Annotated in this window: 28 protein-coding genes and 2 pseudogenes; 19 read left to right on the top strand and 11 right to left on the bottom strand. The window is 61.1% G+C overall.

Features of this window, described 5'->3' with window-relative positions; genetic code table 11:
• Nucleotides 1-28 precede the first annotated feature (28 nt).
• Nucleotides 29-1,319, top strand: a pseudogene (locus tag ELS24_RS20965) (tyrosine-type recombinase/integrase).
• Nucleotides 1,320-1,570: 251 nt separating this feature from the next.
• Here the strand turns inward: ELS24_RS20965 and ELS24_RS30975 are convergent.
• The 5 genes and pseudogenes from ELS24_RS30975 to ELS24_RS20935 all read right to left on the bottom strand — a co-directional run bounded on the left by ELS24_RS30975 (nt 1,571) and on the right by ELS24_RS20935 (nt 4,144).
• Nucleotides 1,571-1,798 (bottom strand): DUF4884 domain-containing protein, encoded by a 228-nt coding sequence (locus tag ELS24_RS30975; RefSeq protein WP_164741278.1) that lies wholly within the window; start codon nt 1,796-1,798, stop codon nt 1,571-1,573.
• 194 nt (nt 1,799-1,992) lie between these two features.
• A pseudogene (locus ELS24_RS31370) lies at nt 1,993-2,157 on the bottom strand (ClpX C4-type zinc finger protein); the annotation flags it as partial.
• Between the two features lie 57 nt (nt 2,158-2,214).
• Nucleotides 2,215-3,378 carry a hypothetical protein gene (locus tag ELS24_RS20945; RefSeq protein ID WP_127185248.1) on the bottom strand — a complete coding sequence of 388 codons (1,164 nt, stop codon included), beginning with the start codon at nt 3,376-3,378 and terminating at the stop codon, nt 2,215-2,217.
• The gene (locus ELS24_RS20940) at nt 3,375-3,869 is read right to left on the bottom strand and encodes a hypothetical protein (RefSeq protein WP_127185247.1); all 495 of its coding nucleotides are present in this window, start codon (nt 3,867-3,869) and stop codon (nt 3,375-3,377) included. Before ELS24_RS20940 ends, ELS24_RS20945 begins: the two co-directional genes overlap by 4 nt.
• On the bottom strand, nt 3,866-4,144 hold the full coding sequence (locus tag ELS24_RS20935) for a hypothetical protein (RefSeq protein WP_127185246.1): 279 nt from the start codon (nt 4,142-4,144) through the stop codon (nt 3,866-3,868). The genes ELS24_RS20940 and ELS24_RS20935 overlap by 4 nt, the downstream gene beginning before the upstream one ends.
• Here ELS24_RS20935 and ELS24_RS20930 point away from each other — a divergent pair.
• Nucleotides 4,143-4,349, top strand: a complete 207-nt coding sequence (locus tag ELS24_RS20930; protein WP_127185245.1) for a hypothetical protein — start codon at nt 4,143-4,145, stop codon at nt 4,347-4,349. The genes ELS24_RS20935 and ELS24_RS20930 overlap by 2 nt on opposite strands.
• A gap of 47 nt (nt 4,350-4,396) precedes the next feature.
• On the opposite strand, the gene ELS24_RS20925 is transcribed toward ELS24_RS20930, so the two are convergent.
• The 3 genes from ELS24_RS20925 to ELS24_RS20915 all read right to left on the bottom strand — a co-directional run bounded on the left by ELS24_RS20925 (nt 4,397) and on the right by ELS24_RS20915 (nt 6,789).
• A complete protein-coding gene (locus tag ELS24_RS20925) occupies nt 4,397-5,173 on the bottom strand; it encodes a hypothetical protein (RefSeq protein WP_127185244.1) in 777 nt (258 codons plus the stop codon).
• Complete coding sequence (locus ELS24_RS20920) at nt 5,170-5,511, bottom strand: hypothetical protein (RefSeq protein WP_127185243.1); 342 nt, start codon at nt 5,509-5,511, stop codon at nt 5,170-5,172. Before ELS24_RS20920 ends, ELS24_RS20925 begins: the two co-directional genes overlap by 4 nt.
• A gap of 216 nt (nt 5,512-5,727) precedes the next feature.
• Complete coding sequence (locus ELS24_RS20915; protein ID WP_127185242.1) at nt 5,728-6,789, bottom strand: XRE family transcriptional regulator; 1,062 nt, start codon at nt 6,787-6,789, stop codon at nt 5,728-5,730.
• A 73-nt stretch (nt 6,790-6,862) separates the two neighbouring features.
• On the opposite strand from ELS24_RS20915, the gene ELS24_RS20910 reads away from it, so the two are divergent.
• The 11 genes from ELS24_RS20910 (at nt 6,863) to ELS24_RS20865 (ending at nt 14,634) form a co-directional block, all read left to right on the top strand.
• Nucleotides 6,863-7,069 carry a helix-turn-helix domain-containing protein gene (locus ELS24_RS20910; RefSeq protein ID WP_127185241.1) on the top strand — a complete coding sequence of 69 codons (207 nt, stop codon included), beginning with the start codon at nt 6,863-6,865 and terminating at the stop codon, nt 7,067-7,069.
• Between the two features lie 210 nt (nt 7,070-7,279).
• Nucleotides 7,280-8,200 carry a ParB N-terminal domain-containing protein gene (locus ELS24_RS20905; protein WP_127185240.1) on the top strand — a complete coding sequence of 307 codons (921 nt, stop codon included), beginning with the start codon at nt 7,280-7,282 and terminating at the stop codon, nt 8,198-8,200.
• On the top strand, nt 8,197-9,264 hold the full coding sequence (locus tag ELS24_RS31365) for a DEAD/DEAH box helicase (protein ID WP_240669349.1): 1,068 nt from the start codon (nt 8,197-8,199) through the stop codon (nt 9,262-9,264). Before ELS24_RS20905 ends, ELS24_RS31365 begins: the two co-directional genes overlap by 4 nt.
• A complete protein-coding gene (locus tag ELS24_RS31360; protein ID WP_240669348.1) occupies nt 9,174-9,746 on the top strand; it encodes a hypothetical protein in 573 nt (190 codons plus the stop codon). The genes ELS24_RS31365 and ELS24_RS31360 overlap by 91 nt, the downstream gene beginning before the upstream one ends.
• A 388-nt stretch (nt 9,747-10,134) precedes the next feature.
• Nucleotides 10,135-10,596 carry a toprim domain-containing protein gene (locus tag ELS24_RS31760; protein ID WP_428839655.1) on the top strand — a complete coding sequence of 154 codons (462 nt, stop codon included), beginning with the start codon at nt 10,135-10,137 and terminating at the stop codon, nt 10,594-10,596.
• A gap of 238 nt (nt 10,597-10,834) precedes the next feature.
• Nucleotides 10,835-11,029: a hypothetical protein gene (locus ELS24_RS20890; RefSeq protein ID WP_127185238.1), complete on the top strand. Its 195-nt coding sequence runs from the start codon at nt 10,835-10,837 to the stop codon at nt 11,027-11,029.
• Nucleotides 11,030-11,064: 35 nt separating this feature from the next.
• On the top strand, nt 11,065-11,427 hold the full coding sequence (locus tag ELS24_RS20885; RefSeq protein ID WP_127185237.1) for a hypothetical protein: 363 nt from the start codon (nt 11,065-11,067) through the stop codon (nt 11,425-11,427).
• A gap of 10 nt (nt 11,428-11,437) precedes the next feature.
• Complete coding sequence (locus tag ELS24_RS20880; protein ID WP_127185236.1) at nt 11,438-11,809, top strand: hypothetical protein; 372 nt, start codon at nt 11,438-11,440, stop codon at nt 11,807-11,809.
• Entirely contained in the window at nt 11,806-12,399 is a 594-nt protein-coding gene (locus ELS24_RS20875; RefSeq protein WP_127185235.1) for a hypothetical protein, read from the top strand. The genes ELS24_RS20880 and ELS24_RS20875 overlap by 4 nt, the downstream gene beginning before the upstream one ends.
• 138 nt (nt 12,400-12,537) lie before the next feature.
• The gene (locus ELS24_RS20870) at nt 12,538-13,629 is read left to right on the top strand and encodes a RelA/SpoT domain-containing protein (protein ID WP_127185234.1); all 1,092 of its coding nucleotides are present in this window, start codon (nt 12,538-12,540) and stop codon (nt 13,627-13,629) included.
• Between the two features lie 234 nt (nt 13,630-13,863).
• Nucleotides 13,864-14,634, top strand: a complete 771-nt coding sequence (locus ELS24_RS20865; RefSeq protein ID WP_127185233.1) for a DNA adenine methylase — start codon at nt 13,864-13,866, stop codon at nt 14,632-14,634.
• Between the two features lie 33 nt (nt 14,635-14,667).
• Here the strand turns inward: ELS24_RS20865 and ELS24_RS20860 are convergent, their stop codons facing one another.
• From ELS24_RS20860 to ELS24_RS20850, 3 genes are all read right to left on the bottom strand, one after another.
• Entirely contained in the window at nt 14,668-15,030 is a 363-nt protein-coding gene (locus ELS24_RS20860; RefSeq protein WP_127185232.1) for a response regulator, read from the bottom strand.
• Between the two features lie 13 nt (nt 15,031-15,043).
• A complete protein-coding gene (locus ELS24_RS20855; RefSeq protein ID WP_127185231.1) occupies nt 15,044-15,457 on the bottom strand; it encodes a type II toxin-antitoxin system HicB family antitoxin in 414 nt (137 codons plus the stop codon).
• Between the two features lie 69 nt (nt 15,458-15,526).
• A complete protein-coding gene (locus ELS24_RS20850; protein WP_127185230.1) occupies nt 15,527-15,712 on the bottom strand; it encodes a type II toxin-antitoxin system HicA family toxin in 186 nt (61 codons plus the stop codon).
• 193 nt (nt 15,713-15,905) lie between these two features.
• Between ELS24_RS20850 and ELS24_RS20845 the strand changes: the two genes are divergently transcribed.
• The 6 genes from ELS24_RS20845 to ELS24_RS20825 all read left to right on the top strand — a co-directional run bounded on the left by ELS24_RS20845 (nt 15,906) and on the right by ELS24_RS20825 (nt 20,705).
• Nucleotides 15,906-16,238 (top strand): HNH endonuclease, encoded by a 333-nt coding sequence (locus ELS24_RS20845; RefSeq protein ID WP_127185229.1) that lies wholly within the window; start codon nt 15,906-15,908, stop codon nt 16,236-16,238.
• Nucleotides 16,238-16,405 carry a hypothetical protein gene (locus ELS24_RS30970; protein ID WP_164741277.1) on the top strand — a complete coding sequence of 56 codons (168 nt, stop codon included), beginning with the start codon at nt 16,238-16,240 and terminating at the stop codon, nt 16,403-16,405. The genes ELS24_RS20845 and ELS24_RS30970 overlap by 1 nt, the downstream gene beginning before the upstream one ends.
• Before the next feature lie 186 nt (nt 16,406-16,591).
• Nucleotides 16,592-16,912 carry a hypothetical protein gene (locus ELS24_RS20840; RefSeq protein ID WP_127185228.1) on the top strand — a complete coding sequence of 107 codons (321 nt, stop codon included), beginning with the start codon at nt 16,592-16,594 and terminating at the stop codon, nt 16,910-16,912.
• Nucleotides 16,913-16,958: 46 nt separating this feature from the next.
• Complete coding sequence (locus tag ELS24_RS20835; RefSeq protein WP_127185227.1) at nt 16,959-18,659, top strand: terminase large subunit; 1,701 nt, start codon at nt 16,959-16,961, stop codon at nt 18,657-18,659.
• Complete coding sequence (locus ELS24_RS20830) at nt 18,659-19,999, top strand: phage portal protein (RefSeq protein ID WP_127185226.1); 1,341 nt, start codon at nt 18,659-18,661, stop codon at nt 19,997-19,999. The genes ELS24_RS20835 and ELS24_RS20830 overlap by 1 nt, the downstream gene beginning before the upstream one ends.
• Entirely contained in the window at nt 19,965-20,705 is a 741-nt protein-coding gene (locus ELS24_RS20825; protein ID WP_127185225.1) for a head maturation protease, ClpP-related, read from the top strand. Before ELS24_RS20830 ends, ELS24_RS20825 begins: the two co-directional genes overlap by 35 nt.
• Nucleotides 20,706-20,753 lie beyond the last annotated feature (48 nt).

Below are 20,753 nucleotides of genomic sequence, written 5' to 3'. Positions count from 1 at the left end.
AAACTTACGCCAGAGGGGATTCAGACCTATGCAATTCGATGCGCGCGCCGCCAAGCTTCTTGAGCCAGGGCAACACCTTACCATTGATGGGTGCCCTGGCTTGCGCCTTGCCGCAACCGCGACGACGCGGACATGGCTGTATCGGTTCAAGAGTCCCATTGACGGCAAAATGCGGCAGAAAAAAATCGGTCGCTGGCCCGAGGTTTCCTTCCCGGCAGCGCTGGGGGCGTGGGACGCATTGCGCAAGGAACGAGCCTCTGGCGTAGATCTTGCCAAACGCGCGAAAGAAGCGCGCGCGATCGCGAGCGAGACACTGGCTGCGGAGCGAGGCAAGAAGGACGCGCGCGCACTGTCCGTCGCGGATGTCTGCACCATTTATCTGACCGGTCATGTCGAGCGTAATCGCGCGGCGAAGGGCCAGGCCGAGATCAAACGAACTTTCGCGACCATGCTGGGCGCACTAGGATCTGCACCTGCCGCCGCAGTCACTCGGGCCCAGGCATTCGAGCTGATCGATTCCTACGCCCATATACCTGTTCAGGCGCAGATCCTACGGCGTGAGCTTGGGGCGGCCTGGGAGTACTGCCACGATGCCGGTAAGCTGCCGGAGTCAGTGCCGAACTGGTGGCGCGTCATCTTGAGGGGCAAGCTGAAGTCGAATGGCAAAGCGATCAACGGCGTCAAATCGGGCGTCACGAAGAGAGTGTTGTCCCCTGCGGAAGCCGGGGAGCTCATCCGCTGGTTGCCTAATTTTTCCCGAGATATACATGACATCCTGACCCTTTATCTATGGACGGCCGCGCGGGGGCGGAAATCACGGTTATGGAGGCCGGAGAGATTACCGAGGAGGCTGACGGCCTGTGGTGGACAGTCCCGAAGGCAAAGACCAAGAACGTCAAGCGAGTGGAGGCCACGGATTTCCGGGTGCCCTTAGTAGGCCGTGCAGAGGGAATCGTGCGCCGCCGATTGGAGGCGTATCCGAAGGGCTACCTTTTTCCGTCCTATGGCGCGTCAGGGCATTGGGAGCAGAAGTCGGTGCAAACTCGTGTGTATTACCAGCAGCCCTACAGCAACACCGCACCCGAGCGGAAACGGCTCAGGCTGACCGTAACGCATTGGGCCCCCATGATCTGCGTCGCACCGCGCGCACATTTCTTGCGTCATTGAAATGTCCGCGCGACGTGGCCGAGGTGATCCTTGGTCACATGCTGGAGGGCGTGGAGGGCGATTACAACCGCTATTCCTACGATAAAGAGCGCCGCGTTTGGTTGCGGCGCTTGTCGGACTACTTGGAAAAGCTGGCTGCGCGCGGACGCTAACCGCCTTCCGCCTGGGTGGGGTCGGCCTTCCGCTTTTTCGCCCCAGTGTTAGGGGTGGAAGCATCGTAGACTTCGGCCGGCTGCGCGCCCACTCCACGATCTCGGCGTACAGATAACCTACACGTCGTCCGGAGAGTTCCCGGGGCGCGGGAAACTCGTCGCGCGTGACCATCGACTGGATGGTGGACTCTGCCAGCGTTGTGATCGCCGAGGCGGTTGCCAGATCTACGTACACGGGCTCGATTCGCACGTCAGTGTTCATCGTGATCCTCCTGCACGAGCCATTCGCCCCCTCTAGTTTCGACGTTCACACTTCGCACGCATCCCTTGCCGCAATGCTCCGTATGCGTGGCGGTCACGTCGCTAGCCTTGCTGGTGAAGTAGACCCAGCGGCCGGCGTCATAGAAGCGGAAGACGGTCACGCCCTTATGCGTGAACAATTCGGCAACCTGGATACCCTGGTTGTCCGTGCTGGGCACGGAGACGGGATCTTTTGAGCAGCCGGCCAAGGCTAACGTCAATACGGTCAGTGCCGCGTATCGCCGCCAGGTGCGACCGATGCACCAAGGGCGCGAGCGGCCTTGAGTATGCGCTGCTGGATTTCGGCCACTTCTTCCTGCTGCTCCACGATGTACGCCGCCAGGGTGCCCTTCCGTTCCGCGAGCAGGTACTGCTCTTCCACGATGATCTCGTTGCAGATTTCGATGCATTCGTCGCAGATCAGCACCTTTGGCCCCGCAATCAACTTGCTGACCTCGTGCTGAGACTTGTTGCAGAACGAGCAATACAGGGTGTCCGGCTCTTTCTTGCGGCGGCGCGGTTTTTTCGGTTCTTCCATAGGATGTGAATGGCCAGCGAAACGGCGTGGCCGGGGCGGTATTTGAAAAGCGGGACATTAGCATGACGACGCCTCCGTGCGGCCGGCCACCGCCCGGCGCGCAAACTCCACAACGTGCGGGTGGATGAAGAGGCGCTGCACTTCGCCGGCCGCCTGGGCATCGGCGCGCTCGCACTCATTGATAAGGTCTGTCAGGACGGCCCGCATGCCCTGCAAATCATGCTCCTTTTCGTCAAGTGCGTTGCAGAGCTTGCCGACTGCGAACGGGCTGGCTGCTTCGATGAACTCACGTACTCCAGCAGCCATATTCACGTCGGGATGCCCGTCCCTGGCCTGCATCGTGCCGTGCAGCGCGCTGCCGTCCCGCCGATCCTGGCCGTCTTCGAACGTCAGGCGCCGGAATGAATTGGAGTCCCACCACTTCCAGTCCCGATTCCCGAGATCCGCCGCCAGCTTCTTGATGAGCACATTGCTCGCCGTCTCTTCCGGTCCTCGCAAGGTCGCGTCAACGCCGCCCGCATCATCCCGTCGAGGGGCGGGGGGCGCCGCCTGCATGTCGCGGCACGCTACGGTGTCTCCTGCCGCGTTAAGGCGGCTCGGGAGCGGCTCCGTTGCCGCAGGCGTGATGCTCTGGCGCATCAGCCGAAGCGCATACTCGGCGCCGGCAGCCCAGTCTTGCGCCCGTGGGCCCCACACCGTAATGCCGACCTCGGCCAGACCTTGCTCCATGGCGAAGTCCGAAAGCGGTCGCTCGCGCCCACCGACGACACCAGGGTCAAACCCAATACTGGTGCGGGTTGCGACGCTGGCGCGGGGCCCTTCGACACCAGGTTCGCGCCCGGGGGCGGAGAGCAACTTTTCCAGGGCTTTGACTGCTTCGCGGATGTGCGCCGGCATCGTGCTGGCGCGCAAGGAGACATCGCCTTCACCGGTGGCCAGCCATTCAGGAGATATGCCAAGCACGAGCGCAGCTCTGGAATTATTTGCGGCGCTGAACGCCTTCGACCTGCCTTCTGTGGCTCTCTTCACGCCTTGATAAGACATGCCGGTCGTCTTTGAAAGTGCCGAAACACCTACACCCCTTAGCGACATGGCGAAGGACAACCGCGCGGCGTAAGTCTCAAGTTTCGCGGCGGCGGCGGATGGCGGCGTGGCATCGTCGAACGTTGCAATCACCCATCCGAGAAGTTGGCGCAGGTGGTTCATTTCGGACTGCTTCATGCCGCACCTCCGTTACGGGATTCCGCATCCGCGATCCGGCGCAGGCGCTCGATGGCTTCGTTCTCGGCCTGGTTCTTGGTGCCCCATGCGACCAATTGGGCTGCAATCACATCATGCAGCCGTGAGTCCCAAAGGCCGTCCGGCGTGCTGAGTCGGGCGCCCAGCAGAGTGGGGGTGTGACGATCCGGAGTACCCGTGGCGAGTCCAAGACCGATCAGAAAATGGGCAAGGGTGTCCGCACTGATTCCAAGCGCGTCCGCAAGGTCACAAATCGGCTCATAGGTCACGCCCTTCATCGCGCACCAAGCCTGCTGGAGTTGAGTGAGCAGACCTTCCAGCATATCCGCCGTGGCGGAATGCAACGAGCCGAACGTAGGCGAACCGTTCGCCGCGCACGAATCCAGAGCGCGACGAACGGTCGCGTCATGCTCGCGTAGAAACTCGATATGCGCAGAGACTTCGCCGGGCGTGTAGATCTTGATCTTCTTCATTGGTGGGTCTCCTTGTTGGGGGCGCGGCCCGCAGTGTTCAGCAATGTGCGCGCTGCCATGGCGCTCGCCTTCAATTGGTTGTCGGCCGAGGCTTCAAGGATGCTGGTGGTGATCTCCAACGCACTTGCGAGGGTGGCACAACGCTCGCGCATCGCTGCCGCCTCGGCCTTCAGCTGAGATAGCTCCGCAGTGGCCTTGTCATAGAGGCGAACGTACAGCGCGCGGCCGCGCACCGCAGCGGCCAATTGCTCGGTTTGGTTGCGGGGCTTATGCATGGCCCTCTCCCAGTGCGATCACGTCTCGCAGAATGCACATGGTGTCGCACAAGAGATCTCCGTTCCGCTCCGCAATGTCTACGCCAATGCGGGCGAGGGTTTCAAAATGCAGACCAAGATCCGTTCCAGGTTCGTCGGCGGCGCGATCTTGGATAGCGACCAGCAGGGCGCTCATATGGTCTATGTCAGTGCTGACTTTCTGTAGGAGGGCCAGGATTCCGCCGGCCGTGACGAGAGACTTTTGGGCCGGCGTCATGCTGCACCTTCCACCGCACGAGGATTCAAGACCGCGCGGGCATGAGCCCGAGCAGCGGCTTTCGGGACGGGCGCCGGTGTGCTGTAGTCCAGCCGGTTGGCACGCTTCCATATGTAGTGAGCAAGGAGCTCGGGGTGTACGTCGGGCCCCAGGTACGCGGCTAGGTGCCGGCTTTCCAGCATGCGTGGGGATATGTTCACGTACTGACCGGCGGCGAGGGGGCGCACCGCATAGCGCGCGCGGACGTGACGCTTGCTGATTCGGTCTAGCTGCTCGGCGATGTGGGCTTGATCCGTCTTCCCCACACGCGTCATGGGGAGAGACTCGCCGGGCCGGATCCGAGACCAGGCGAAGCGGTCCGCCAGTACCTCGTTTATGTAGCACAGGGCGCCAAAGCCTTCCCGGTCAAAGAGTGCGGCGTCCAGCATGTTGAAGTTGTCGCGGCGGTGGCCAATTTCGTGCCATACGACGAACGGGTAAATCTCCTCATCGCTCAGTACGGACCAGTCCAGTTCCGGGCGAGAACGTCCGGCGCGTCGGAAATCGGCAACATCAATGCTTTCGGCCAGGGTAATGCGACCGACGTGGTGGTCAAAGGAGACTTCGTTCGTGCGAACGTCTGAGATCAGTTCCCAGGCCATGCCGCCACTGAGGCCCCAGCTGTTATGCATTTCCGCGAACGTGGAGACTTCTAGCCCCTGTCCGGCCTCAACCTTGCACAGGTCGGCAAATTCCCGATACTGCTCGTGGGAAAGTTTGAGAGTGGTCTTCATGCCACACCTCCACTTTCCTTCGCTTCTGCGAGGCCGAGGCACTCCCGCAGTTCGTACCAACGCTCGTGGTCTTCATTCAAGTCAGCAGCCAAGCTGACGAGGGTGGACAGATCGGGATTGTCCATACGCTGAACCAGATCCTGAATAACACTCAGAAGGGCACGCGTGCGCTCCTTCTGCTCGAGCATGCAGTCCAAATAGATTGAAGCTAGCCCGAGGTCAATGGTGGGCGCGCCCCTAATCAAGCGATTGTGCTTGACAAGCGTATTTGGGTTTTGTAACGTGCGAGCATGAGAAATCCCCTCCGCGCCTTGCGGGCGGATACTTTGCTTGGACATATTGGCCTCCTACGGCTGTCCAGGTTGAGTGCAGCGACTGCGAATCGCTGTGCTTCTAAGGCCCCGCCGACTGCGAATCGGACGGGGTCTTTGTTTTTGTGCTGCAAATGCACTAGCACGTTCGCAGTATTGCAAATGTACTTATTGAATGCAAGTGTTTTTGTACTCAAAAAAAAGGCCACCCAAAGGTGGCCTCTTTTGTTCGCGGGGAACGAGTTACTTCACATGCACCCATCGCCCGCTATCAGCAACCGGCAACAAGCCGCCGGCCCATACCACTCGGCCAAGGATCCGGACGGAGCCTTCGCCCTGGAGGGGCACGTCCTGATACCGGCTATTCTTGGACCGTGCGACCCAGCGTCCCGTGAGCTCATCCCGGGCGACCATCTTCACCAGCATCTTGCCGTCGTAGTTGATGGCGTAGATCGCGCCCGGCACGAGGTCACGTGGTGTCAGGTTATCGCTCGGGACAACCAAGAGGGCCCAGCCGTCCTTGATATCGGGATCCATGCTGTCGCCTCTGGCGTACACGACGCGCCCGCGTCCGTTGTCCGCCCCCACTGATCGTAGGAACGAACGGCGGAAATGTACGACGCCGGTCTGATCTTCTGCGTGGTTCTCAATGCCGTCTCCCGCTGCCAGGCGCACGTCCCCTAACTCAGGCACTTTCTCGAACTTGTCGTTCGCGGCATGAGGCTCGCCCGGGCCAACGTTTGCAACGAGGCCGCTAAGCAAACCCGTTCCGGCGCGAGCTTCGCGCTCGAACTGGAACGTGGTCTTACCGCCTTCCCATGGCGCCGCGGCCGATCCTCCGATACGCATAGGAAATGGGTCATCGGCGTTGTCCATATCCACCAGTGAGCCTCTGGCCGGGGGCGGCAATTTGGAAGGTGCTGGTTTCGGAGATACGTTAATGCCGAGTTTCAGTTGCGCAATTGCTAGCGCGATGGCGCCCTGCAACGCGTTGAGTTGCGCCGGTGCCAGCGCGCGAACTTCGTCTTCTGGAATCTCGGGAAAGGGCCACGGCTCATGGCGTTGGACTGCCAAATCGGCAACGCCATCATCGGCACCGTCCTTCGGTCCCTCGCCACCCTCCAACCAGCGGGGGTGCACCTTCAAAGCTTCCGCTAGGTTAAGGATGTGCGCGGAGCGCGAATTCCGCCCTCGCTCGATTTGAGCCACGGTTGATTGGGACAGGCCGGCTTTCTTGGCCAGCTCAACCTGGGACAGGCCGAGCTCAACCCGGCGGGCGCGTACGCGGTCTGAGAAGGTTTGCATATTGCAATTGTATTTGTGGAAACAAGTGCGATGGTACTTGTTTAATTAGTACATTCGCAATAATATCTCTCGCATGAACGCAAAAAATATTGCCGAACAACTTATCGCCCTTGGATTGAGCCAGTCCGAGGTGGGGCGGCGCGCCGGTGTGTCGCAGTCCACGGTGTCGCACATCCTCACAGGCAAACGAGGCAAGCGCACATCCTTTGAGGTTGTCCAGCGACTACAGGCGCTGCTGCTGCAAGTTCAGCAGGAAAAGGCGGGTGCGCGCCATGCGTGACGACACACCCGCGCAGTCCGATTTCGGTCAAGCGGGCGAGGGCAGCACTTGGCGGCCCCGGCGTTGGAGCTTGGAGGAGTTCGGCGCGGCATTCGCTCCCAAATTCTTCCTCTATGAGCTAGCGCACGGCGAGGGCGGCCACATTCCTGGCGACACCACCACGCCGCCCGCACCCGGTGCGGTGTGGATTGGCACGGGGGACGCCTGATCATGGCATACGTCCAGCATCCTCTTTCGGCCGCGTTCCCGGCCATGAGCGCCACTGAATTCCTGTCCCTCAAAGACAGCATCGAAAACATCGGCGTCCAAAACCCGATCATCCTGTACGAAGGAATGGTGATCGACGGCTGGCACCGCTACAGCGCCTGCGTCGAGCTGGGCATGTCTTGCCCCGAATCGCAGTTGAGCGACGTAGATCCTGTCGATTTCGTCAGGGCACAGAACAAGGAGCGCCGCCACCTGTCGGTCGGTGCCTGGGCGCTTATTGAGGCCGAGTTGTGGGACTGGCGCGCGGCCGGTCGGCCCGCAGTTGATAAAGGTGCACCCGGTGCACCATTTCCGCCGACCGTGGCGAAGATGGCAGAAGCGGCCGGCGCCAGCGTTCGCACCATGAAACAAGCTGGGAAGGTGAAACGCGAGGCCGCGCCGGAAATCAAAGAGGCGGTGAAGTCGGGCGCGGTGTCGCTTAAGGACGCCCACGCTATTTCGGATCTGCCGAAAGAAGAGCAAGCCGCGCTTGCCGCAGCGGGCCCGCACGCTATCAAGAAAGCTGCGCGCGCTGTGACGCCTTCGAATGAAGCGTCAGCGGTGCAGAGCCAGCCGGGGGCGAACTCTGCGCCCCCGGCAGAAGCGGGTTGCGCTAATGACGGCGCAAGCCATGAAGACCTCGCGGCGGACGCGTTGGAAGACTACCAGCGTCTTCTGGATGACAACCAGATGATGGCGCGCGTCTTTGAGGCAGACGGTCAGCTTGCGGCTGCCATGGCCGAGATCGCCCGGCTTACGGAAGAGAACCGCGTACTGCTGACGCGCGTGAACGGCTTGATCAACGAAAAGGACGCTGCCGTCAAAGCTGCGAGGACATACAAGCGCAAGCTTGACGCGCTGGAGAAAAGGACCGGGACCGCATGAATAACGCTCTCTTTCCCGAAGACGTGGCCGATATGGCGGCCACCACCTTTCCGCCGCCCCGGCCTTTCCAACAGACCGCGCACGAAGACCTGCGCGCGGGCCGGCGCGCCGGCCACAAGAATCAGCTCATCATGGCGCCTACGGGGGCGGGAAAAACTTACCTCGGCCTGCGCATCGCGAATGAGGCCTTGCAGCGCGGCAAACGTGCGACGTTCGTCTGCGACCGTGTGGCGCTGATCAACCAGACGAGCAAGGCGGCGGATAGCTACGGCCTGAACAATCACGGCGTGATCCAGGCCAGCCACTGGCGCGTGAATCCCAGTCTTCCTTTCCAGATCGCCAGCGCTCAGACGCTGGCTAGCCGTGGCTGGCCGGCGTCGGACGTGATCATCATCGACGAGGCGCATACGCAACTGAGCGTCTGGACGGACCACATTCGGACATGCTCGGCGTCTGTCGTTGGTCTATCGGCCACTCCGTTCTCGCCAGGGCTGGGCAAGTTGTTCACGAACTTGATCAACGCCGCCACCATGAATGATCTGACGCAGCAGGGGATTCTTGTCCCGATGCACGTTTTGAGCGCGAAGCGCGTCAACATGGACGGGGCGGCTACGGCCGGCGGCGAATGGACCGAGGCCGCAGCCGCTGAGCGCGGCATGGGCATTGTCGGCGACGTGGTGTCGGAGTGGATCCGGCACGGCGAAGGGCGCAAGACCATCTGCTTCGGCTCGACCATCGCTCATTGCGAGGAGCTTTGTCGCCAGTTCAATGAGGCCGGCGTCATGGCCGCCGTCTACAGCCAGAACACGACGCAAACCGAGCGTGACATGCTCCTGGCGGAGTACGAGAAGCCCGATTCGGTCATCCGCATCTTGATCAGCGTTGAGGCGCTGGCCAAAGGCTTTGACGTGAAGGACGTTGGCTGCGTGATCGACTGCCGCCCCTGCGAAAGTCGCTTTCTACTGCGATTCAGATGTGGGGGCGCGGTCTGCGCTCGTCTCCGGAGACGGGCAAGACGGATTGCATCCTGCTGGATCACAGCGGCAATTTCATCCGCTTCCTGAAAGACTTCGAGAACATCTTCTACAACGGCTTGACCGCCCTGGACGCGGGCGAGAAGCTGGACAAGGAGATCCGCCGCGAGACGAAGGAAAGCGAGCGCGAAGGCTGCCCTTCCTGCGGTCACACGCCGTTTGCGCGCCGCTGCATGGCCTGCGGCTTCGAGGTGCAGAAGCAAGCGCTGGTAGAGGTCGAGGCCGGGGAAATGCTTCCCGTCATGCTGGGCAAGAAGAAGCTCGCCGACGACCGCAGGCATCTGTTTGAGCAGCTTTGCACCTACGCCCGCGAAAAGTCCGCCGAGGACAAGCAGGAGAAGCGTGCGCGGGCGCTGTTCCATGACATTACCGGCAACTGGCCTTCGTGGGACTGGAAGTTTCACGACATGCCGAACACACCGCCGACGCGCAATACGCTCGGCAAGATCACTTCGCTGCGTCTTGCGTATCTGAAGGGCAAGGAGAAGGGGGGCGCGAATGCAAACGTTTAGCGAGTTCGCGCGGGCTTGTGGTGTCCTGGTTGGCGATCTGTACCCGAGCGACCGCATCCGCCGCTGCGCCACCACGGCGCACGAGCGCAGCAAGAACGGCGCTTACTTCTGGGACGGCCAGCGCGGCTGGGTCATGGCATGGGATGGTGACGGCGAAGTCCACTGGTACGGCGGCGAGTTCAAGCCCTGGACGGACGAGGAAAAGCGGGAGTGGGCACGCAAGCGAGATGCGGACAGGCAACGCCGCGTCGCCCGCCAGATCCAGGCCGCGCGCCAGGCCGAGACGCTGCTCCGTAGCTGCATTCCGCTGGCCCACGGGTATTTGCATCGCAAGGGTTTCCCGGACGCGAAAGGGCTCGTTGCGCCTGACGACGCCCTGGTGATCCCCATGCGAGACGTTTCGGACAACCGCATCCTGGGCGTGCAGACGGTGCGATGGGATGCGACCGAACGAGCGTGGGTCAAGCGCATGGCCACCGGTATGCGGGCCACCGGCGCGGTGCTTCGCATCGGGTCGGACAGAGCCCTTGAAACGGTGCTCTGCGAAGGCTATGCCACTGGTCTGTCGATTGATGCTGCGATCAAGCAACTGCGCCTGAATGCTGCCGTGCTTGTGTGCTTCAGCGACAGCAACATGCGCTACGCCGCCGCCCAGTTGCAGGGAAAGAAGTACGCCTTCGCCGACAACGACAAGAGTGGGGCGGGGGAGCGGGCAGCGAAGGAAGCGGGCCTTGCGTACTGCATGAGCGACGTGATCGGCGAGGACGCCAACGACCTGCACATGCGTGCGGGGGTGCTGGCCGTCGCCATGAAGCTGATGGCCGCGAGGAGGACCGCTATGGGCGGGTAATGCGGCGGCATGGCACTCGCGCTGGTCGGACATAGCTTAACGACAGCGGCGCGGGGGAGAGGCTCCTACTGTGGGATAGATCTGAGACAGGGGCGAGGGCGGCGAAGTTAGCACCCTTGATCGAAAAGGCTGACGGGTCATGTGGCTCCGAGACGGACAGCATGTGAAGGCCTCCCCTGGATGGGCGAGGTCTGTCCACCAAGCCGGATAGGCAATAGCACAGGACATAGGCAAGTAGATGACGGTACAGAAGAACACAGAGGCGCTGCCGGCCAAGATCGAGAACCGGCTAATGGAATTGGTGCAGATGAAGGAATTCAACGTGGCAGAAGTCGAGGAATGCCGCCGGACTTATTGGGCCCGCCGTGCGGAATGGCACACGATCCTGGTGAACTGCCACAACCGCGCGTTGGCGCGCATGGGGGCGGCGTGATGGCGACCCGTGTAGCGCGCGCCCCCGTGGCGAGGATGACTGCCAAGCGCGCCCCCAAGGCCGCAAGCGCGCTCGAGGAGCGGTTCGCACGCGACCTGCGCGCCCTGAAGGTGCTGGAGCCACAGCGTGAATACCGGTTTGCGCCCCCGCGCATGTGGCGCATTGATTTTGCTTGGCCCGACCAGAGGGTCGCGGTCGAGATTGAAGGCGGCGTATGGACAAACGGGCGTCACACCCGTGGATCCGGATTCGTCGCTGATTGCGAGAAGTACAACGCCGCCACCCTTGCGGGCTGGAAGGTGTTGCGCTTTACCGAGAGTTCCGTCCGAGACGGCTCTGCGGTTGAGCTTGTGGCGCGGCTGTTGCGCGTCCCTCCCTACAACCCTGGAATCGTTTAAGGAACTGATCATGCTCGATCAAAGCAAACCCGAAACTTGGCTGGAAATCCCGTATCAGGAAACTGGCGCAGACGCGCCCGCGCAGGCCGTGCCGCGCAACGCGCCCCCCGTCGAACATGGCATGGCCTACGCGCCGTGCCGCTGCTGGCGCTGCCGGGGGGGCGTGGCGCTTGCCGACCGTTCGACGCTGGATCGGCTCCTGGCTAAACATCTGATGACGCTCACTGCGCCGGAGCGCGGGCAGTGGCTGCTCATGTGGGCAGGACACCCCCGCCACGACGCGGACGCGCGGGAGCAGCTGAACACGTGGGTGCGCATCGCTGGTGGAAGCGGTGAAGCGGAGCCAGAGTATCCCGTCTACTCGATGCCGGAGGACGCATGAGCGAACGCAATACGCCGTTCCCGCGCGTGGCCGTTGCGCTAGCCTACGCTTTCAGTGAGGAACGTCACACCGCTAACCGGCCGGCCATGGCGCGTGCTGCTGATGACCGACTGGGCGAACCGGGGGCGTTTTCGGGCATGGATGGAGCGGCCGAAACCGGCGACGCCCGAAAGTTCTTGGAACACGGGCTGGACCGCCTGCACTTTGCGGTGCTGTATGCCAAGTATGGTCAACGCAAGACGCAGTGCAAGTGCTGCGGAAGCGTTGGCGATCACTTGGAATGGCTGGGGGCGCTGCGTGCGGTGGCGAACGCTCTGGCGGAGTACCTCTCGATGAGCAGCGTGAGCGCCGAAATGCGGGTGGACCTGGTGCGCCGCCATTTTGATGAGACGTGGTCGCCGCGGCTGGGGGACCTGGCCCGCCGTCACGAATGCAGCCGGTCGAGCGCAGAGCGCGCAAGCGTTAAGGCGGCGGATTGGATTCGTGGGACACGGAAGAAGAGGGCCGGCGAGAACCCCGTATACGGCATCGAGCAGGCCGCGCACGCATCGGCCGAGCAGTTGTTGCGCGACGGGGGCTTTATCCCCTAACTCTTGACACTGGAGGAATCCACCGTCAAAATCCAAGGTATCGGATTTCCTCAGAAGTCCGCCTCCAGAAGCCCGCCAGCGAAAGCAGCGGGCTTTTTCAGTTTGGCGGGTTGGTCAGCGAATTTGGGATACGATTCTATGCATTCCAAATTTCACTACGCGAACATGGACTGGATCAAACCTGAGTATTCAAAGGGCCAGATTGATCGTGCAGGCAGGGTTATGGTTGACCCTTCTGCGACGCCAGAAGCGATTTCGGATGCCGCTGCTGTGGTTAATAATTGGCGCGCATCCCACAACTATCCGTTAAACACGTTTAAGGTCACATTGCGAAGGAAGGCACTCGCCGTTGATCCGGGCCGTTTGGTCGCGCAACGAATCAAACGAATGTCTTCCATCGAAGCCAAGTTGACGAGGTTTCAACGGATGCGCATGTCGCAAATGCAAGATATCGGTGGCGCGCGTGTGATTGTTGGCAATGTGGGGCAAGTGCGAAAATTAGTTCGAACTTATTTGGACAGCGACTTGAAGCACAGCCTTGATGCAATGGATGACTATATCGATAGTCCAAAGGCGTCGGGGTATCGCGGTGTCCATATGGTTTATCGCTATAACAGCGACAAACAAGCTCCTGCCGTTTACAACGGATTGTGCATTGAATTGCAATTCCGCACGCGTTTGCAACACGCCTGGGCGACGGCAGTCGAGACTGTCGGAACATTCTTACAGCAGGCATTGAAGTCGAGCCAAGGTGAAGAGCGATGGTTGCGCTTCTTTGCGCTCATGGGAAGCGTCTTCGCTCACAAAGAGCGTTGCACGAGCTTGGTGCCGGACACCCCCATCTCAGAGGTGCAGCTGGTAGCTGACGTTCGTGAACTGGCCCAGTCACTAAATGTTCACTACGTTCTAAGGGCCTACCAGCAGGCCATTAAGGTTGCTCGAGAGGGCGATGAACGTCGGTCGAACTACTTCTATCTTCTCGTGCTAGAGCCACAATCAGGCAAGATGACGGTGACCGGCTATCCTCGAGCGCGGTTGGATCAAGCGACTGCGGAATACCTGCGCGAAGAAAGACGGGTCGCGGGGTCGGCTGGGGCGGAAGCGGTACTGGTATCTGTGGACTCAATCGCTTCACTCGAGAGAGCGTATCCGAATTACTTTTTGGACACCGCAGTGTTCCTTCGAGAATTGACCGCAATAACGGGCTTGTCACCGCAGGAAGTACGCTAGCTGGGCAGGCGGCATGCCTTGCGAATGTGAATTTCAGCTCCATCCACCCCACTATAAGCAGAAGCCCCGATACGGATAGTCCGGTCGGGGCTTTTGCATTGCAGCTATAGAAGACGGCGACAGCCGGAGAATCGCGAGTTCCCCGACTGACAGCCGAAACACGGAGTTAGCCGTGATCGACCCAAGGCCGTCCCACCTGTACAGGCGGCGGCCAGTTTACATGGACGTTCACAAGTGGCAAAACCGATCATTCCCTGGCTGGGTGGCAAGCGCCGCCTGGCTGACAAGATTCTTCCCTTTTTCCCGAAACATTCCTGCTACGTCGAACCCTTCGCCGGGGGCGGGGCCCTGCTGTTTGCGAGGCCGGAACCAGCCAAGGTGGAGGTGCTGAATGACATCAACGGCGATCTGGTGAACCTGTACCGGGTGGTGCAGCATCATCTGGAAGAGTTTGTGCGCCAGTTCAAATGGGCGCTGTCCAGCCGCCAGATGTTCAAGTGGCAGAAAGAGACCCGGCCCGAAACGCTGACCGACATTCAGCGGGCGGCACGGTTCTACTCCCTCATGCAGAACTGCTTCAGCGGCAAGCTGGAGGGCATGACTTTCGGCACGGCGACAACTTCCCCTCCAGGCCTGAACCTGCTGCGCTTGGAAGAAACACTGTCAGCGGCGCATTTGCGCCTCGCGCGCATCTTCATCGAGCACTTGCCTTGGCTGGATTGCGTGAAGCGCTACGACCGGCCGCACACGCTCTTCTATATGGATCCGCCTTATTGGGCCACGGCTGGCTACGGCGTCGAGTTCGGGCTTGAGCAATATGCCGCGATGGCGGACGCCATGCGGACGATGAAAGGCCGCGCGCTGGTCAGCGTCAACGACCATCCCGAAATGCGGCAAGCGTTCGCCGGGTTTCCCATGCACGTCCTGGACATCCGATACACGGTGGCCGGGGGCGCTGGTGTGCCCAGGCGCGAACTGCTGATTCAGAGTTGGTCGGGCCAATAGCTGATGGGGCAGACTTTGGCTGCCCATGCGCCTTCAGGTGGAATCGGGTTTTCCTGTAAGACACGCTTGAATTTCCGCAAGGTGCGCAGGTTTTGCAAGCCAGGCGTCTACGCCTGGTGGCAATGATCCTACGGCGGATCTAGGCACGGAACCGCTGAAGATGACAATGCGGGCACGCCCGCGACTTAATACTTTTAGGTCGATAGCCAAGTCAAGCCCGGAACCGTCACGTAGCTCCACATCTAGCAAAATCGTATCCGGTGCAAAGTCGGCAACCGCGCGTAGCGCGGCGTCTGCGTTGCTGGCAATCTGGACGGTGATGTCATTGTCCATCATCAAGCATTCGGCCGTCAGTTCGGCGGTGTCTGAGTCGTCGTCAACGATAAGTACGCGCATTTTCCACCCCGATTTAGATGACAGAAATATCCAGGCGACGACCCAATTCTTGAAACGCAGCCTCCATCGCTTCCAGCTTTGAACTGTGCGCCAGATCCAGAAGGCGGTCAACCTGGGGGTTGTGGATGCCGAGTCGCCGCGCGAGTTCGGTTTTTCGCACCCCTTGACGCACCATCTCGTTTGACAGAAAGACCTTTGCGGTAGGCAGTGCGCCTAGCGTCACGCTGCCGTCGCCCACGGCTTCAGGCAGCGGGATAGGGCGGCGCGCGTCGATGTACATCTGTAGCACGGCTTCAAGCCCTTCTGATGCGTTGGCTGGTAGGTCGTGCTCGTCTTCGCTTACGGATGCGCCTTCCGGCAGGTCCGGATACTGAATCAGGTTCGTGCCGTTCGTGTCCGGCGTCAGGGTGTAGCAGTAGGTCAACATGGTGTGTCCTCTGTGATTGGGGAGGCATTCATACAACGGGTGAGAGGCGGCCCTTTCGGGCCACCTCCTTTACTTCAGTCCAAGATCCTTTTTGATCTTCTCTACCAGCCCTTTACCTATCTCTTTGGTGCCGTGGTCTGGAAAGCTTGCTATCCGATCGCCAAGGGTTGCTTTGAAGTGGCTGCTACCTGATTTGTGGGGTTCCAACTTCACGCCCTGTTTCAGCAGCCACCGCCTGAACTCGCTGTATTTCATTACCTCCCCTTCGTTGAATCGATAAGGAATTATACATCATAAATGATGTATGAAGCAATTTATTTGTTGTGTTTGAACGGACACTCCACCCTTCGTCACCGAGGGCCGCGCGCTGGGCATGGCGAGCGGGGTTAGGGTCGTCGCGTCGGGCGGCGTGCAGTTGGTGACACCCGGCAAGAACAAGAGGGACAGCATGAAGCTCAAGACACTTAAGCCACGACTCGCGACAGTGGGGGCCAGGCTTGCCCCCGCGCCCACGCCTAGCGCCAAGCGCATGACGGGCCGTAAGCTGCAAGCTCGTCGGCTGCGCATTTGGTCCGCTAATCCGCACTGCGCGCATTGTGGAGCGTTGACCCTGTACCCGCACGGCTTCGAGTTGGACCACAAGGTAAGCCTGTTCGATGGCGGCGAGGACACCGACGCAAACACGCAGGTGCTGTGCGTCTCCCGCGATGCGTACGGGCGCAAGGTCGGATGCCATGACGCCAAGACACGGCAGGACATGGGATACAGGGGCCGCACGTAATGGCACAGCACACAGTCACGATCTCGGTTCGCCTCGCATGGTGGGTGCGCTGGTATCTGTCCGGCGTGGCATTGGCCGCGCAGATCACTGGTGCAACGCCTGACGCGGCCAAGGTGACGCGCTGGATCGGGCGTGGCCTGTCTGTCCGCGTCACCAGAAGGCCGTAGCGCGTCGCATGGTCATGATGGAGGTGCGCGCCCAGCCGCTTCGGTGTCGCGTCCTGGCGGCCCTGTACGCGGGCGGCAGGGGCCACGGCAGAGGGGGGGCGGGTCGAAAGTCTGGCGGGTTGCCGGACTGGAAACCACCTGTTCCCTCACGCACAGAAAATTTCCCCTTTTCAAATTGGAATTCAAATGGCTGGAGTCAAAGGACGCAGCGGTGGCGCGCGTTCTGGCGCCGGCCGGCCACGGAAAAAGGTAGACGACACGCCCAAGGCGCCGCCTCCGCTGATCGAGGCGGACAACATGTTGGACCTCCTTCAGAAAGTTGCCCTCGGACAGGTGGAGGCGACCGCGCTGCAGGTGCGCGCCGCGATCGCCGCGGTTCAGTACACGCACGCCAAGAAGGGCGAAGGCGGGAAGAAGGGCGAAAAGGATGCAGCCGCGAGAAAAGCCAGCGCCGGGAAGTACGCCCCGGCCGCAGCACCACCCCGGCTTGTCGTCAACAACTCCTAATCCGAAATGATCCGCCAGCGCGGCGGTGTTTGCCGCGAGGAACGCAATGCCGAAATGGACCACGTCTTGCCCTGACTGGGCGGAACGGCTGCGCGCCGGCAAGTCGATCATCCCGCCGCCCATCTTCCCCGATGAGGCCGAAGCCGGGCTTGCTGTGATGCGCGATTTACGGATCGTGGACGCGCCTGGCAGTCCGCACATGGCGGATGCGTGCGGTCAATGGGTGTTTGACCTGGCCGCAACCATTTTTGGAGCCTATGACTCGCAGAGCGGGCGCAGGCTCATCAAAGAATGGTTCGTGATGTTGCCGAAGAAGAACTTCAAGTCTGGCCTGGCGGCGTCGATCATGCTGACTTGCCTGATCCGGAACTGGCGGCGGTCGGCCGAGTTCACGATTCTCGCTCCGACAAAGGAAGTGGCGGACAACAGTTTCGGCCCAGCCAAGGACATGGTGAACTTCCTGGAGGAGGATGAGGACGGCGAGGAGTACAGCGAGCTCGCGGATCTGATCCATGTGCAAGAGCACGTGAAGACCCTCACGCACCGCGAGAAGAACGCCAAGCTCAAGGTGATCGCAGCTGACGCGAGTACGACTGCGGGGAAAAAGTCCGTTGGGATTTTGGTCGAAGAGTTGTGGCTCTTTGGCAAAGAGGCAAACGCCAAAGACATGCTCCGCGAGGCGTCCGGCGGCCTGGCGTCCCGGCCTGAGGGGTTTGTGATCTACATCACAACCCAGAGTGACGATCCACCGGCGGGGGTGTTCAAGGAAAAGCTCGACTACGCGCGCAAGGTACGAGACGGGGAGATCCACGATCCGCAATTCATGCCGATCCTCTTCGAGCATCCGCCAGAAATGGTGAAGACCGAAGAATGCTTGCTCTTGGAGAACCTACCGATGGTCAACCCCAATATGGGGTATTCGGTGGACGAAGAATTCCTGGCGCGAGAGTACCGAAAGGCGGCTGACGAAGGGAAAGAGTCACTTAAGGGCTTCCTGGCGAAGTACGGAAACGTCGAGATCGGCCTCAATCTGCGTTCGGACCGGTGGGCGGGCGCGGACCATTGGTTGGCGCGCGGCAATAGAGTTTTGACGCTTCCCGCGCTGCTCGAACGTTCCGAGGTGGTGACCGTCGGCATTGACGGGGGCGGGCTGGACGACTTGCTCGGCTTCGGGCTCATTGGTCGAGAGCGTGGAACGGGGAACTGGCTGCACTGGGGGCGCGCTTGGGCGCATCCATCCGTCCTTGAGCGGCGCAAGGACATCGCCCCGCGGCTGCAAGACTTCGAGAAGGCCGGCAACCTGGTCATCGTGAACCAGATCGGCGAAGACACAGCCGAACTGGCCGCCATTGTGCGCCAGGTGTTCGAGGCGGGCCTGCTGCCTGAGAAAAACGCCATCGGCGCCGATCAGAACGGCGTGACTTTCAACGACGCGCTGCTGGAAGCGGAGATCCCCGAAGACTTGATCGTGGGGGTGTCGCAGGGCTGGCGCCTGGGCGGGATCATCAAGACGGTAGAGCGCAAGCTGGCCGAAGGGACGTTTCTGCACGGCGATCAGCCCCTGATGGCCTGGAGTGTGGGCAATGCCCGTATCGAAGTGCGAGCAAATGGAATAGTGATCACGAAGCAGGCCAGCGGCACGGCGAAGATTGACCCGCTCATGGCCCTCTTCGACGCGGCGCAACTGATGTCGCTTAACCCATCGGCCGGGGTCAAGAAAATTCAACAGGGATTCGTGGTGATGTGATGGGACTACTTTCCAGATTTTTCGGCTCGGACGGCCAGGCGACACAGCCAGACAGCCGACAAGAGCCAGCAATTGGCAACATCGCCGAGGGCGGGACGGTCTCCTCCTCCGATATCCGTGTGTTCGAGATCTTCGGCGATCAACGAACCGCAGCCGGTGCGGTGGTCAATGAGCAGACCGCTATGCGGGTGTCGGCGGTCTACGCCTGCGTTTCTCTGATCGCGGGGTCCATCGCCCAGTTGCCGCTCCCTATCTTTGAGCGCGTGGACGGGGCACGCCAGCAGGTGGACCACCCGTATTGGTGGACGCTGAACGAACAGTTCTCCCCCACCTGGGTAGCTTCTGCGGCGTGGGAGTTCCTGATCACGCAGATGTTGTTGCGGGGCGATGGAATTGCGTACATCGTTCGCAACCGTGCCGGCGCAATGACGAACCTGATCCCCTGGCCCCGCTCCCGTGTGGAAATCCGCGAGCAGGAGCGAGAAAGCCCGCGCGAAGTCCGGCGGCTGCAGTACACGTTCTACGACGACAAGGGATTCTTCACGGTCGATCAGGACGACGTGATCCACATCCCTGGCTTCGGATTCAACGGCATCAGCTCGATGTCGGTGATTCAGTGGGGGGCGCGCAACGGCATTGGCATCGCCATCCAGGGCGACGAACATGCCGGGAAGTTCTTCAGCGAAGGTGGCAAGCCTGAGGTCGCGATCAAGGCGCCGGCGGCCATGTCTTACGACATGCAAGAGGACTTCCGCGCCGCCTGGGTTGCCAAGTATGGCGGCGTCCAGGGCAACCGGCGCATACCGCTGATTCTGACCGAAGGGTTGGATATCAAGGAACTGACGATGTCGGCGGTGGACCAGCAATTGCTGGAGTCTCGGCAATGGCAGGTGATCGACATGGCGCGAGCCTTCGGCGTCCCGCCACACATGATCGGCGAAATGACCAAGTCCAGCAGTTGGGGCAGTGGCATTGAGCAGATGGGCATCGGCTTCGTGAAGTACACGCTGGCTCCGCATCTGAAGCGGATCAAGGGCGAGCTGAACCGCAAGCTGTTTCGCACCGCTCGGTATTTCACCGAGCACAACACGGACGGGCTCATGGCAGGGGATTCAAAGGCCCAGGCGGAATATTTCTCCAAGGCGCTGGGCGGACCTGGTACGCAAGGCTGGATGAGCGTCGACGAAGTCCGCCGTGTGAAGAACCTCCAGCCACTGGGCGGAGAGTTCGAGCGCCCCATACGGGCTGGTGCGGCTGCGGATGCAGCGGCCGAAGACCACAACGATCAAGACAGGGAAACCCAGAATGAAAATTCCGAAACTGCTTCAGCTGGCGCGTGATAACGCCTCTGGGTCCAAGCCGCTGCGCGCTGAGGCGAGCAACGGCGAGCATACGATCTACCTGCATGGGGTGATCGGCGGCTGGTGGGGCGAAATCGACGCGACCGAATTCGCCAAGGCCCTCTCCGGCATCACGGCCGACACGATCCACCTGCGCATTAACTCGCCAGGGGGCGACGTGTTCGACGCCCGCGCGATGATGACGGCCATCCGCCAGCATTCGGCGAAAGTGATTGCGCACGTGGACGGCCTGGCCGCTTCTGCGGCGACGGACATTTGCATGGCCTGCGACGAGGTAGAGATCTCGCAGGGGGCGTTTTTCATGATCCACAACGCCTGGACAGTCGCTATCGGCAACAAGGCCGACATGCGGGAAACGGCCGATTTGCTGGAAAAGGTGGACGGCGCGATCACCGCTGACTACGTGGCTCGCTCTGGGCAGTCTGCGGATCAGGTCAAGACCTGGATGGATGCGGAGACGTGGTTCAGCGCAGATGAGGCGCTGGAACATGGCTTTGTCGATCGCGTTGTTGACGCTGCTGCTAAGAAGCCGGCCACCTCCAACGCATGGAATCTGGCGGCCTACCAGAATGCGCCTAAAGCGCTGACCGAGCCGAAATCTCCCGGCGTCGACGACGCCCAGGTCAAAGCCCTACGAAATGATCTTGAACGGCGGTTTTCGCTGATCGAGGCCACCCCTGCGTAAGCGGCTCCCGCACGCAGGACAACCCTCCGCCTTCGGGCGGTTTTTTTT

This window comes from Achromobacter spanius (genome assembly GCF_003994415.1).
Taxonomy (GTDB): Bacteria; Pseudomonadota; Gammaproteobacteria; order Burkholderiales; family Burkholderiaceae_B; genus Achromobacter; species Achromobacter spanius_C.
This window is presented reverse-complemented; position numbering and strand designations above follow the sequence as displayed.

Bases quoted from the DNA above. Each gene is read 5' to 3' on its own strand.
- ELS24_RS20945 (WP_127185248.1), bottom strand. From the start codon at position 3,378: ATGAAGCAGTCCGAAATGAACCACCTGCGCCAACTTCTCGGATGGGTG.
- ELS24_RS20940 (WP_127185247.1), bottom strand. From the start codon at position 3,869: ATGAAGAAGATCAAGATCTACACGCCCGGCGAAGTCTCTGCGCATATC.
- ELS24_RS20930 (WP_127185245.1), top strand. From the start codon at position 4,143: ATGGCCCTCTCCCAGTGCGATCACGTCTCGCAGAATGCACATGGTGTC.
- ELS24_RS20935 (WP_127185246.1), bottom strand. From the start codon at position 4,144: ATGCATAAGCCCCGCAACCAAACCGAGCAATTGGCCGCTGCGGTGCGC.
- ELS24_RS20925 (WP_127185244.1), bottom strand. From the start codon at position 5,173: ATGAAGACCACTCTCAAACTTTCCCACGAGCAGTATCGGGAATTTGCC.
- ELS24_RS20920 (WP_127185243.1), bottom strand. From the start codon at position 5,511: ATGTCCAAGCAAAGTATCCGCCCGCAAGGCGCGGAGGGGATTTCTCAT.
- ELS24_RS20915 (WP_127185242.1), bottom strand. From the start codon at position 6,789: ATGCAAACCTTCTCAGACCGCGTACGCGCCCGCCGGGTTGAGCTCGGC.
- ELS24_RS20910 (WP_127185241.1), top strand. From the start codon at position 6,863: ATGAACGCAAAAAATATTGCCGAACAACTTATCGCCCTTGGATTGAGC.
- ELS24_RS20905 (WP_127185240.1), top strand. From the start codon at position 7,280: ATGGCATACGTCCAGCATCCTCTTTCGGCCGCGTTCCCGGCCATGAGC.
- ELS24_RS31365 (WP_240669349.1), top strand. From the start codon at position 8,197: ATGAATAACGCTCTCTTTCCCGAAGACGTGGCCGATATGGCGGCCACC.
- ELS24_RS31360 (WP_240669348.1), top strand. From the start codon at position 9,174: ATGTGGGGGCGCGGTCTGCGCTCGTCTCCGGAGACGGGCAAGACGGAT.
- ELS24_RS31760 (WP_428839655.1), top strand. From the start codon at position 10,135: ATGCGAGACGTTTCGGACAACCGCATCCTGGGCGTGCAGACGGTGCGA.
- ELS24_RS20890 (WP_127185238.1), top strand. From the start codon at position 10,835: ATGACGGTACAGAAGAACACAGAGGCGCTGCCGGCCAAGATCGAGAAC.
- ELS24_RS20885 (WP_127185237.1), top strand. From the start codon at position 11,065: ATGACTGCCAAGCGCGCCCCCAAGGCCGCAAGCGCGCTCGAGGAGCGG.
- ELS24_RS20880 (WP_127185236.1), top strand. From the start codon at position 11,438: ATGCTCGATCAAAGCAAACCCGAAACTTGGCTGGAAATCCCGTATCAG.
- ELS24_RS20875 (WP_127185235.1), top strand. From the start codon at position 11,806: ATGAGCGAACGCAATACGCCGTTCCCGCGCGTGGCCGTTGCGCTAGCC.
- ELS24_RS20870 (WP_127185234.1), top strand. From the start codon at position 12,538: ATGCATTCCAAATTTCACTACGCGAACATGGACTGGATCAAACCTGAG.
- ELS24_RS20860 (WP_127185232.1), bottom strand. From the start codon at position 15,030: ATGCGCGTACTTATCGTTGACGACGACTCAGACACCGCCGAACTGACG.
- ELS24_RS20855 (WP_127185231.1), bottom strand. From the start codon at position 15,457: ATGTTGACCTACTGCTACACCCTGACGCCGGACACGAACGGCACGAAC.
- ELS24_RS20850 (WP_127185230.1), bottom strand. From the start codon at position 15,712: ATGAAATACAGCGAGTTCAGGCGGTGGCTGCTGAAACAGGGCGTGAAG.
- ELS24_RS20845 (WP_127185229.1), top strand. From the start codon at position 15,906: ATGAAGCTCAAGACACTTAAGCCACGACTCGCGACAGTGGGGGCCAGG.
- ELS24_RS30970 (WP_164741277.1), top strand. From the start codon at position 16,238: ATGGCACAGCACACAGTCACGATCTCGGTTCGCCTCGCATGGTGGGTG.
- ELS24_RS20840 (WP_127185228.1), top strand. From the start codon at position 16,592: ATGGCTGGAGTCAAAGGACGCAGCGGTGGCGCGCGTTCTGGCGCCGGC.
- ELS24_RS20835 (WP_127185227.1), top strand. From the start codon at position 16,959: ATGCCGAAATGGACCACGTCTTGCCCTGACTGGGCGGAACGGCTGCGC.
- ELS24_RS20830 (WP_127185226.1), top strand. From the start codon at position 18,659: ATGGGACTACTTTCCAGATTTTTCGGCTCGGACGGCCAGGCGACACAG.
- ELS24_RS20825 (WP_127185225.1), top strand. From the start codon at position 19,965: ATGAAAATTCCGAAACTGCTTCAGCTGGCGCGTGATAACGCCTCTGGG.